Source organism: Hydrogenophaga sp. GW101-3F08 (genome assembly GCF_059424585.1).
In genome coordinates, this window is record NZ_JBWKZP010000007.1 from 91,799 (window position 1) to 101,853 (window position 10,055).

A 10,055-nucleotide genomic window follows, 5' to 3' on the forward strand; every position below is an offset into this window, starting at 1 on the left:
TCCCTTTTCCCGATCCAATCACCATGAGCAACCTGTCCTCCGTTCACACCGCCGCCGCGGCCACCACCGCCCCCCGTCCCGCCATCTCGGCCTGGCCCGACGTGGACAAGCTCTACCGCCGCTTTTCCGAACTGGTGAAGCAGCCCATGCGGCCCATCCGCAGCGACAAAATGCCCCAGGTGATGCGCTACTTCGACGAGCGCTGCCAAGGTTCCAGGCGCCTGTCCGAGCGCGCCAAGGCCGTGATCCCCGGCGGCGTGCAGCACAACCTGGCCTTCAACCACCCGTTCCCGCTCGCCATCACCCAGGCCGACGGCGCCCACATGACCGACGTGGACGGCAACCGCTACATCGACTTCCTGCAGGCCGGTGGCCCCACGCTGCTGGGCTCCAACCACCCGGCGGTGCGCCAGAAGGTCAACGAGGTGCTGGATTCGTGCGGCCCCGTCACCGGCCTGCTGCACGAGTACGAGGTCAAGCTGGCCGAGCTGGTGTGCCAGAGCATGCCGGGCGTGGACATGGTGCGCCTGCTGGGCTCGGGCACCGAGGCGGTGATGGGCGCGGTGCGCCTGGCGCGTGCCTACACCGGCAAGAAGCGCATCATCAAAGTGGGCGGTGCCTACCACGGCTGGAGCGACCAGCTGGTCTACGGCATGCGCCTGCCCAAGACCGGCCGCATGGAGGCCGTGGGCATCCCGCGTGGCGCCACCGGCAACACGCAGGAGTGCAACCCCAACGACCTGGACGCGCTGCGCAGCCAGCTGCGCTGGAACCGCCTGCGCGGCGGCACGGCGGCCGTGCTGCTGGAACCCCTGGGCCCCGAGAGCGGCACCCGCCCGGTGCACCCCGACTACAACCGCCAGGTGCGCAAGCTCTGCAACGAGTTCGGCGCGCTGATGATCTTCGACGAGGTGGTGACGGGTTTCCGCGTTGGCATGGGCGGCGCGCAGGCCTACTTCGGCGTCACGCCCGACCTCACCGTGCTGGGCAAGTGCCTCACCGGCGGCTACCCCATGGCGGGGGCCATCGGCGGGCGCAAGGACATCATGATGATGCTGGTGGGTGGCATCGGCTCCACCGCCAAGCGCGCCTTCGTGGGCGGCACGCTCTCGGCCAACCCGCTGTCCTGCGTGGCTGGCTACTATGCGCTGCTGGAAGCGCAGCGCACCGACGCCGCTGGCGTGGCGGGCCGCGCGGGCGACCGCCTGTGCCAGGGGCTGGAGGAGATCATCAACCGCCTGGGCCTACCCTACGTGACCTACAACATGGGCTCCATCGTGCACCTGCAGACCTCGGGCGTGCTGCTGCTGGACACCAGCAGCCTGTGGAAGCTGCTGAAGGTGAAGGACGAGGCCAAGCGCCGCAAGCACATGATGGAAGAGATGGGTGCCGCGTACACCGCCCACGGCCTGATCACCCTGGCCGGCAGCCGCATCTACACGAGCCTGGCCGACACCGACGAGGTGATCGACGATGCGCTCAACCGCTTCGAAGATGTCTTCAAGCTGGTGTGAGGCGATGAACATCGAACAAGACCTGCGCACGCAATGGGCCGGGCTGCGCGACCGGCTGCAGGCCAAGCGCCTGCTCGAAGGCGAGGACGCCAGCCTGTCCTTGCGCATCCCTGGCACCGAGGCGATGTGGTTCGGGCTCGCCCACGACAGCGCACCGCAGCGACTGGTCTGGCGCGCGGCACACCGTGACGCAGAGGCGCATGCCGCGGTCTACGCCGCGCGGAGCGATGTGGGCGTCATCGCCCAAGGCGGTGGCCGTTTCGGGCGCTGCCTGGCGGATTTCGGGGGGGCGATGCCGCAGGTGTTTGACGAGCAGGCGCGCCATCTGGGACCGATGGGGCCGCCGAGCGCGAGCGTGGGCGATGTCCCGGCGGTGCTGCGGGGAGGTGGCAATGTGCTGCTGCTGCGGGGCCGGCCGGTCTGTCTGGGCATGACCCCGCTGCGCCTGGCACTCAACGCCGAGCTGTTCGAGAAGTGCGCCAAGGCCTATGTGCTGGCCGTGGCCGGCAACGGGCGCGTGCGTGCGCTGCCCTGGATCGTCCGCCTGGTGGCCAACCGGCGACTGGCGAAAGACCGCCAGCGCGCGGCGGTGCGGTTCGTGCAAGGGCATCTGCCCGAAGAGAGCAACGGTTACTGATCCATCCTGGAGGGGCCTGCCATGTCATCCCGACCCGATCCGAGCGTTTCCCCTGTGCAACTGGCCGGCGCGCTGGCCATCGGCACCATCGCCGTGCTCATGGTGGGCGTGCAGCCCATCCTGCTCGGTGCCCTGGTCGAGGCCGGCCACGTCAGCCTGGAGGGCGTGGGCATCGTGGCCATGGCCGAGATCATCATGCTGGGGCTGGGCGTGGTGCTCGGCGACACCCTGCTGTCCGGCGCGCGGCTGCGGCTGATCACCATCCTCGCCGCGCTGTGCGCCGCGGCGCTGGACCTGCTCACCCTGCATGCCGTGGGCGACGGCGGCATGGCGGCCGTGCGGGCGGGCGCGGGCCTGGCCGAGGGGGTGCTGATCTGGGGCACCACCGGCGTGATCGTGCGCACGGCCCAGCCGGCGCGCATCGGCGGCGTGTTCTTCGTGTTGCAGACCATCGCCCAGGCCCTGCTGGGGCTGGCGCTGGCCAACGCCATCATTCCGCGCTGGGGCTGGCCGGGCGGCTTCGCGGCGCTGGGCCTGCTGGCGCTGCTGCCCTGTCTGCTGGCGTTCGTGCAGCCCGCGCGCCTGTCGCCCCTGGCCCCGCCCGCCGTCTCGGGCTTCCGCTGGTCGGCCCGCACGCTGCAGCCTCTGGCCGTGGTGTTCCTGCAGCTGGCGGCGCTGGGCTCGTTCTGGGCCTACCTGGAGCCGCTGGGCCAGGCCGTGGGGCTGGACGCACGCGCCGCGCAGACCCTGGTGGCCGCGGTGCTGGGGATGCAGGTGGTGGGCGGCAGCGTGGCGGCGCTGGCGGTGCGCCGGCTGCCGCTGGTGCCCACCCTGGTGTTCTGTTCCATGGCCCTGGCCGCGGTCACCGCCACCGTTCACCAACTGCCTGCGGGTGGCGTGCGCACCTTCTCCCTGGCCTGCGCGGCGTTCGGTTTTGTGTGGCTGTTCATGCTGCCGTTCCACATCGGCCTGGCGTTCCGCGCCGACCCCAGCGGCCGCCTGGCCGGCCTGGTGCCGGCGGCGCAGCTGCTGGGCAGCGCCCTGGGACCGCTCACGGCCTCGTTCATGGTCGAGGGCAACGACGCCAGCGCCGTTCCCCTGCTCAGCGTGGCGTTTGCCATGACTGCGGCCGCGCTGGCGCTGCTGACCCGAACGCGCCGCGGCGCACAACCTGTGAGGGTCTTGCCTTGAACACCATTCACCTGGTCACGGGTGCCAGCGGTTTTGTGGCCGCGCACCTCACGCGCCTGCTGCTGGAAGCCGGGTACACCGTGCACGCCACGGTGCGCAGCCTGGGCCAGACGGCCAAGCTGCGCCCCCTGCACGCCCTGCAGCAGCAGTTCCCGGGGCGCCTGGTCCTGTTCGAGGCGGACCTGCTCAAACCCGGTTCCTTCGACGCGGCGATGGCGGGCTGCTCGGTGGTGCACCACGTGGCCTCGCCCTTCCTGCTGCCGGAGAAGATCACCGACGGGCGCCGCCAGATGCTCGAACCGGCGCTGCAGGGCACGCGCAACGTGCTGGGCGGCGTCGAGCGCATCCCCAGTGTGCAGCGCGTGGTGATGACCTCGACCGTCGGCGCGATCTTCGGCGACTACATCGACGTGCGGCAGATGAAGGGCGGTGTGCTCTCCGAGGCCTACTTCAACACCAGCAGCACGCTGGAGAACAACCCCTACCACCTGTCCAAGGTCGAGGCCGAAAAGGAGGCCTGGCGGCTGCACGGTCTGCAGCAGCGCTGGAGCCTGGTGACGATCAACCCGGGCCTGATCCTCGGCCCCTCACTCACACCCGAATCGGTGTCCGGCAGCCTGTTCCTGCTCGACGAGATGCTGCGCGGCGTGCTGTTCTACGGCATGCCCGACCTGAGCCTGACCACGGTGGACGTGCGCGAGGTCGCCCTGGCCCATCTCCGCGCGGCCGAGCGGCAGGAAGCGCACGGGCGCTACATCCTGGCCGAGAAGGAGATGATCTCCTTCGTCGAGATCTCGAAGATCCTGCGCAGCGTGCACCCCCGGCCCTGGCTGCTGCCGCGCCACACCATCCCCGACTGGCTGGTCCGGCTGATCGGTCCCGCGTTCGGTCTGACGCCCGAGTACATCCGCAACCACCTGGGCATCCGGTTCCCGGTCGACAACCGGCGCAGCATCGACGAACTGGGCATCGCCTACCGGTCGATCCGGGAGACCCTGACCGAGCATGCGATCGAGTGGTTGCGCCAGCGCCGCAGCGCTTCGGCAACGTGAGGGAGCGTCACGGTGGAATTCAAGAACAAGGTGGTCCTGATCGTCGGTGCGTCGTCCGGGATCGGCCGGGTGCTGGCGCTGCGGCTGGCCGGCGAGGGCGCGGTCGTGACCGTCACCGCCCGGCGCCAGGAGCGGCTCGATGCCCTGGTGGACGAGATGGCGCAACGCGGCGACCTGGGGCTGGCGCTGGCAGTAGACGCCCAGGACCCGGACGCTGCCGAGCAGGTGGTGAAAGAGGTGGTGCGCCGGTTCGGCCGCATCGACCTCGTGGTGCTCAACGCCGGTGGCGCGCCCGCCCTGGACATGCGGACCATGGGCGCCCGCGAAGTCACCGCCTGCATGCGTTCCAACTACGACGTGGCGGTGAACGTCCTGTTCCCGGTGCTGCACCAGATGGTGCGCCAGGGGCACGGTCTGGTGGCGCTGACCAACTCGCTGGCGGGCTGGCTGGGGGTGCCGCTGCAAGGCCCGTACTCGGCGGCCAAGGGTGCGCTGCGCTTGCTGATCGACACCTGTCGCATCGAGTTCGGTCCGTTGGGCGTCCGTTTCGTCTCCATCTACCCCGGCTTCGTGGCCACCGAGGCCACCGCCAATGACGGCATGCCCGCGCCGCTGGCGTTGTCGGAGGCGCAGGCCGTCGAGCACATCGTGCACGCTCTGCGCCGCGAGCCCCTGGATTACCTGTTCCCCTTCACCATGCGTTGGCTGGTGCGGCTGGCGTTGTTGCTGCCCAAGCGCTGGACCACACACATCCTGCGCAGGGAGCTGCCGGCGCTGCCCGCCCATGCAGCGGGTAGCCCGCCCACCACATGAAGGCCCTGGCCATGCACACCACCCACGACGCAGACCCGGCCGTCATCGCGGCGCTGTTTGCGCAGCAGGCCCCCACCGCGCTGGCGCTGCGCTGCTCCACCGCCCGTGATCGGGTGGCCAAACTCCGTCGGCTGCGCGACGCGCTGCTCAAGCGCCGCGAGGCCTGGTACACCGCCTTTGCGGCCGACCTGCGCAAGCCGCCGCTGGAGGTCGACCTGACCGAGCTGCTCCCGGTGGTGGACGAAGCGCGCCACGCCATCGCGCACCTGGCGCGCTGGATGCGACCGCAACGGGTGTGGCCCACGCTCACCACGCTGGGCACGCGCGCGCGGGTGCTGGTCCAGCCGCGCGGGCGCTGCCTGATCATCGGCCCCTGGAACTACCCGGTGAACACCTTGCTCGGCCCGCTGGTGTCGGCCATCGCGGCGGGCAACACGGTGATGCTGAAGCCCTCGGAGTTCACACCCCATGTCAACGCCCTTGTCGCCGAGCTGGTGGCCGAGCTGTTCGACCCGGCCGAAGCCACGGTGGTGCAGGGCGGGGTGGCCACCGCACAGCAGCTGCTGGCGCTGCCCTTTGACCATGTGTTCTTCACCGGCTCGCCGGCGGTGGGCAAGATCGTGATGGGCGCGGCCGCGCAGCACCTGACGTCGGTGACGCTGGAGTTGGGCGGCAAGTCACCGGTGATCGTGGACGAGACCGCCGACCTGCAGCGCGCGGCCGAGCTGATCCTGTGGGGCAAGTTGACCAACGCCGGCCAGACCTGCGTCGCGCCCGACCACGTGTTCGTGCACCGCAGTGTCAAAGACCGCTTCGTGCGGCTGTGCCAAGACCTGATCGCGGCGCGCTACGGCGCAACCGACGCCGCTGTCGCGACCAGCCCCGACCTGGCGCGCATGATCACGCGCCGCCACACCGAACGCCTGGGCGCCTTGATTGACGACGCACTCGCGCGCGGCGCCACGCTGCTGGCCGGCGGGCGACACGACGCCGCGGCGCGATACGTGGCGCCGACGCTGCTGGCCGATGTGCCGGCCGACGCGCGCATCAGCGCCGAGGAAATCTTCGGCCCGGTGCTGCCGATCGAGGCCTTCGATGCGATCGACGACGTGATCCGCCGCATCAACGCCCAGCCCAAACCGCTGGCGCTCTACCTGTTCAGCCACCACCGGTCCACCCAGGCGAAAGTGACCGCGCAGACCAGCTCGGGCGGCATCTGCCTCAACCACTGTGTGCAGCAGTACGCCCACGGCGGCCTGCCGTTTGGCGGCGTCAACCACTCGGGCATCGGCAGTGCGCATGGCGTGTTCGGCTTCAAGGCGTTTTCGCACGAGCGCGCCTGCCTCGCTTCAGGCCGCTGGATGGTGCTGAGCCTGTTCTACCCGCCTTACACCGCGCGCAAGAACCGGCTCAGCACGGCGCTGCTGCGGGCGCTGCGCTGGGTCTGACGAGAGGGAACACACCATGAAGATGAGCACCGTTTTCGCAGGGATGTTGATCGGCGCCAGCGTGGGCCATGCGCAGGCGCAGGACAACGGGGACGACTTCGTCGGCTACTGGAAGACGGCCCAGGGCGAAGGCATCGTTCAGTTGCAGCGCTGCCCGCTGTACAAGAACGCCCCGCCGACGGCGCTGTGCGGTGTGATCGTGTGGGACGCCGAAGTCAACAACCCCCAGCGCAGCACCTCGCTGGACTGCAACCGCAAGGTCTTCGAGGCGTCGAAGTTCGACGGCGGTGTCTGGCGCGAGGGCTGGGCCTTCGACACCCGCAAGCGCAAGTTCTACAGCGCCAAACTGCGCCTGAAAGGCGGCAACCTGCATGTGCGCGCCTATGTGGGCAGCGAGATCAATGGCGAGACGGAGATCTTCACCCGCGTGGCAGAGGTTCCCCCTGGCTGCGCGGACCGCAAACCCGAGTCCATATCGGTCAACGGCGCGGGGCGGTGAACCGCGGTTGGAGGTCCGCGCCACGCGCGTCTCGGCGTCAGTGACGGGCGTGCCCTGCGGCGATAATGAACGGCTGCTCTGTGTGTGGGGCAGGGAGCCTCACTTCATGGAACTGCTGACGCTGGAACACTTTTCGGGCTGCGTGAACGAGCCTTTCGCCACCCGGCTGGACGATGTGAACCTGGAGTTCGTGCTGGTCGAAGCCCGGCCCCTGGGGAACGGTGCGCCCCACCCGGTGCGCCAGCCGTTTTCCCTGCTGTTCCGCAACACCGCCGCCGTGGTGTTCCCGCAGAAAATCTACCCGATGCACCACCCGCGGGTGGGCGAGGTGGGCATCTTTCTGGTGCCCATCGCGTACGAGAAGGCCGGCTTCCTGTACCAGGCGGTGTTCAACTGAGCGGCGTCTCTCGGGGCGTCCAGCGCATCAGCAGGTGCGAGCCCTCGCCGTCTTCGGCGACAAACCCCAGGCGTTCGTAGAGCTGGCGGGCCCCGGTGTTGGTCTGCAGCACGTGCAGGCGCACACCACACCCGGCGTCGGCCGCGTCGGCCTGGCATTGCCGGATCAGCGCCGAGCCCAGCCCGCCATTGCGCGCGTCCGGAAACAGGCTGATGTGGATGATCAGGTGCTCGGGTGGCGTGCGCAGCAGGTAGCAGTTGCCCGCCGCACCGCCGTGCCGGTGCTCGATGGCCCAGAAACAGGCCTCGGGGTAGTGCGCCAGATAGTGCCTGTGCTGCAGCGTGAACTGCTGTTCGATGAACTGTCGTTTGACCGGGTCCGGCCACGGCACCAGGGCCATCTCCTCGCTGCGCGTGCTGGCATAGAGATCGCATAGCCAGGGCAGGTCCGCATCGCGCAGTGCGCGCAAAGAAAACCCGCGCTCGGTGAAGAGCGCGGGCTCGGGCCGGTGTTCGGCACGTTCCGGCGGGAACGGCGCCAAGCCTTGCAGGGCGGCCGTTGCCACGTCAGGGGAAGGAGGGGAAGACGCCCTGCAGCGCGATGCAGAAATTCACGCCGAGATACGGTTGCTGGTTTTCATGCGGGAAACCACCGCCCTGGTTCGGCGAGATCATGTTCGGGGCAAAGGTGGTGCTGGGGGACGCATCATTGAACGGTCTCGCGGTATTGCTGCCCAGCGTGGAGAGCGCGCTGTTGTTGCCAGGCGTGCCACTCTTTTTGGCGCGATCGGATTGGGCGAACGCGTTGACGCCGTGGTTGTGCACCGGGATCTCGGTGCTGATGAGGGTGACCGTGTTGACGCCGAAGGTCTCGCCCAGCACGCGTTCGCTGAGCCCCGGACTCTGGCCTTGCTCACAACCGGCGCGGGCCGCGAAATTGGGCAACTGGAACGTGGTCGTCCCGTTGCCACCGTAGATGGTGCCGATGAGGGCGAACAGCGCGGTGTTCTGCGAGATCGGCAGCGTGGCGCCGTTGCAGTACGCCCAGTTGCGCGGGTTGAAGTAGAAGCCGAACATCTGGATTTCGCCGATAAAGGGTTCGCTCATGATCTGATTCCTTCGTGGGGTTGTGCCGCGTTCAGGCCTGCTGCGGGAAGATGCCTTCGGTGGCGATGCAGTACTGCACCGTCAGTGTGGGCATGGTGTTTTCGTGCGGTTGCGAGCCGCCAGCGATGGTGGTGGATTGCGCGGACATCGGGGCGGGTGTGGCACCGGTGACGTCGGTGGCGTAGAAGACGTCGCCGCTGACCGAGCCAGGCAGCAGGTTGTTGCCCGGTGTCAGCGCGGTGGCCGCGCCCGTGGTCACGACCATCGTGTGCGTGTGCGTTGGCATCTGGGTCGTCAGCAGCGTCACGCTTTCGGTGCCGGCCATCTGACCAATGACGTAGTTGCTCAGCCCCGGGCCCTGGCCCTGGTGGATGGGCAGGCGGCCGCGCAGGTCGGGCACGGCGAAGGTGCTCTGGCCATCGCCGCCGTAGGTGGTACCGATGAGGACGAACAGGGTTTCGTAGAGGGAAATCGGCAGCAGGCTGCCGTCGCAGGCCTGCCAGCCGATGGGGGTGCGGCCGAAGCCGAACATGCGAATTTCGCCGATATAAGGTGTGGACATGAAACGGTGCTCCGAATGATCAGTCTGGTGCCCTGGGGTCGGGCCGTTAGTCGCGCGAGGGGAAGATGCCGCTGAGCGCGATGCAGAAATTGATCGCGGTGTAGGGCTGCAGGTTCGGGTGCGGCTGGTTGCCGCCGGCCGTGGCCACCGACTGGGTGTTCATCGCCACCAGCGCACCGTTCGAGGGGGCGTACAGGTTGGCCGCCGTCGCGGAGTTGGTGCTGGTGGCCAGCAGACCGTTCACGGGGGTGCGGTTGTCGCCCGCTGCGGTCGACGCCGCCATGGTGTGGGTGTGCGCCGGCAGGTTGCTCGACAGCAGCGTGACGTTCTCGACGCCGCCCGTCTGGCCCATCTGCACCGCCGGAGGCTGCCAGCTCGGGTCCACCGAGCTGGCATAACCCACGGGTGAGCGTCCGCGCAGGTCGGGCAGGGCGAAGTTGGTGGTGCCGTTGCCCCCGAACTGCGTTCCCAGCAGGGAGAACAGCGCCTGGTTCTGGCTGATCGGCAACAGCTGGCCGTTGCATTGCGCCCAGAATTTCGGCGCGAAATTGAAGCCGGTCATCATGACCTGGCCAATGAAGAAGTCACTCACTTCGATCCTCCCTGGGTGGTTGGCGGCGGTGCGGATGTGGCACCGCCTTGTTACATTCTGTGTGCTTTGAGTGGTCGAGGCAAGGCCGCGCACCAGGCCCATGTTTGCGTGGGCCAAGGGGATTGCCCGGAGCCACTGGGGCTGGAATTCCAGGTGTTCAGGGCGTCCCTGCCGTGGGCGGCGCCCCGTGAATGGCCTCTTGCCGGCTGTTCGGCCGGGTCGTCTTTTCGTCAAAATGTTCACG

General features: G+C 68.7%; 12 protein-coding genes. 8 read left to right on the forward strand and 4 right to left on the reverse strand.

Features of this window, described 5'->3' with window-relative positions; genetic code table 11:
- The first annotated feature begins 23 nt into the window (after positions 1–23).
- From AC07YZ_RS17670 to AC07YZ_RS17705, 8 genes are all read left to right on the forward strand, one after another.
- Positions 24–1,514, forward strand: coding sequence for an aspartate aminotransferase family protein (locus AC07YZ_RS17670; RefSeq protein WP_494795685.1), 1,491 nt, complete (start codon positions 24–26; stop codon positions 1,512–1,514).
- Between the two features lie 4 nt (positions 1,515–1,518).
- Complete coding sequence (locus AC07YZ_RS17675) at positions 1,519–2,151, forward strand: hypothetical protein (protein ID WP_494795686.1); 633 nt, start codon at positions 1,519–1,521, stop codon at positions 2,149–2,151.
- A gap of 21 nt (positions 2,152–2,172) precedes the next feature.
- Positions 2,173–3,342 (forward strand): MFS transporter, encoded by a 1,170-nt coding sequence (locus AC07YZ_RS17680; RefSeq protein WP_494795687.1) that lies wholly within the window; start codon positions 2,173–2,175, stop codon positions 3,340–3,342.
- The gene (locus tag AC07YZ_RS17685; RefSeq protein WP_494795688.1) at positions 3,339–4,394 is read left to right on the forward strand and encodes an NAD-dependent epimerase/dehydratase family protein; all 1,056 of its coding nucleotides are present in this window, start codon (positions 3,339–3,341) and stop codon (positions 4,392–4,394) included. The genes AC07YZ_RS17680 and AC07YZ_RS17685 overlap by 4 nt, the downstream gene beginning before the upstream one ends.
- A gap of 12 nt (positions 4,395–4,406) precedes the next feature.
- A complete protein-coding gene (locus AC07YZ_RS17690) occupies positions 4,407–5,207 on the forward strand; it encodes an SDR family NAD(P)-dependent oxidoreductase (protein WP_494795689.1) in 801 nt (266 codons plus the stop codon).
- 11 nt (positions 5,208–5,218) lie between these two features.
- On the forward strand, positions 5,219–6,655 hold the full coding sequence (locus tag AC07YZ_RS17695; protein WP_494795690.1) for an aldehyde dehydrogenase family protein: 1,437 nt from the start codon (positions 5,219–5,221) through the stop codon (positions 6,653–6,655).
- Between the two features lie 16 nt (positions 6,656–6,671).
- Positions 6,672–7,154, forward strand: coding sequence for a DUF2147 domain-containing protein (locus AC07YZ_RS17700; RefSeq protein ID WP_494795691.1), 483 nt, complete (start codon positions 6,672–6,674; stop codon positions 7,152–7,154).
- A 106-nt stretch (positions 7,155–7,260) separates the two neighbouring features.
- Positions 7,261–7,551 (forward strand): DUF6916 family protein, encoded by a 291-nt coding sequence (locus AC07YZ_RS17705; protein ID WP_226490019.1) that lies wholly within the window; start codon positions 7,261–7,263, stop codon positions 7,549–7,551.
- Here AC07YZ_RS17705 and AC07YZ_RS17710 read toward each other — a convergent pair.
- From AC07YZ_RS17710 to AC07YZ_RS17725, 4 genes are read right to left on the reverse strand one after another with little or no spacing between them, the layout of a single operon-like run.
- Positions 7,544–8,116, reverse strand: a complete 573-nt coding sequence (locus AC07YZ_RS17710) for a GNAT family N-acetyltransferase (protein WP_494795692.1) — start codon at positions 8,114–8,116, stop codon at positions 7,544–7,546. The two genes, AC07YZ_RS17705 and AC07YZ_RS17710, sit on opposite strands and share 8 nt — an antisense overlap.
- 1 nt (position 8,117) lies before the next feature.
- Positions 8,118–8,657: a phage tail protein gene (locus tag AC07YZ_RS17715; protein WP_226490017.1), complete on the reverse strand. Its 540-nt coding sequence runs from the start codon at positions 8,655–8,657 to the stop codon at positions 8,118–8,120.
- 31 nt (positions 8,658–8,688) lie between these two features.
- Entirely contained in the window at positions 8,689–9,219 is a 531-nt protein-coding gene (locus AC07YZ_RS17720; protein WP_226490016.1) for a phage tail protein, read from the reverse strand.
- 46 nt (positions 9,220–9,265) lie between these two features.
- Complete coding sequence (locus AC07YZ_RS17725; RefSeq protein ID WP_319004767.1) at positions 9,266–9,811, reverse strand: phage tail protein; 546 nt, start codon at positions 9,809–9,811, stop codon at positions 9,266–9,268.
- Between the last annotated feature and the right edge of the window lie 244 nt (positions 9,812–10,055).

Bases quoted from the DNA above. Each gene is read 5' to 3' on its own strand.
- AC07YZ_RS17670 (WP_494795685.1), top strand. From the start codon at position 24: ATGAGCAACCTGTCCTCCGTTCACACCGCCGCCGCGGCCACCACCGCC.
- AC07YZ_RS17675 (WP_494795686.1), top strand. From the start codon at position 1,519: ATGAACATCGAACAAGACCTGCGCACGCAATGGGCCGGGCTGCGCGAC.
- AC07YZ_RS17680 (WP_494795687.1), top strand. From the start codon at position 2,173: ATGTCATCCCGACCCGATCCGAGCGTTTCCCCTGTGCAACTGGCCGGC.
- AC07YZ_RS17695 (WP_494795690.1), top strand. From the start codon at position 5,219: ATGCACACCACCCACGACGCAGACCCGGCCGTCATCGCGGCGCTGTTT.
- AC07YZ_RS17700 (WP_494795691.1), top strand. From the start codon at position 6,672: ATGAAGATGAGCACCGTTTTCGCAGGGATGTTGATCGGCGCCAGCGTG.
- AC07YZ_RS17705 (WP_226490019.1), top strand. From the start codon at position 7,261: ATGGAACTGCTGACGCTGGAACACTTTTCGGGCTGCGTGAACGAGCCT.
- AC07YZ_RS17715 (WP_226490017.1), bottom strand. From the start codon at position 8,657: ATGAGCGAACCCTTTATCGGCGAAATCCAGATGTTCGGCTTCTACTTC.
- AC07YZ_RS17720 (WP_226490016.1), bottom strand. From the start codon at position 9,219: ATGTCCACACCTTATATCGGCGAAATTCGCATGTTCGGCTTCGGCCGC.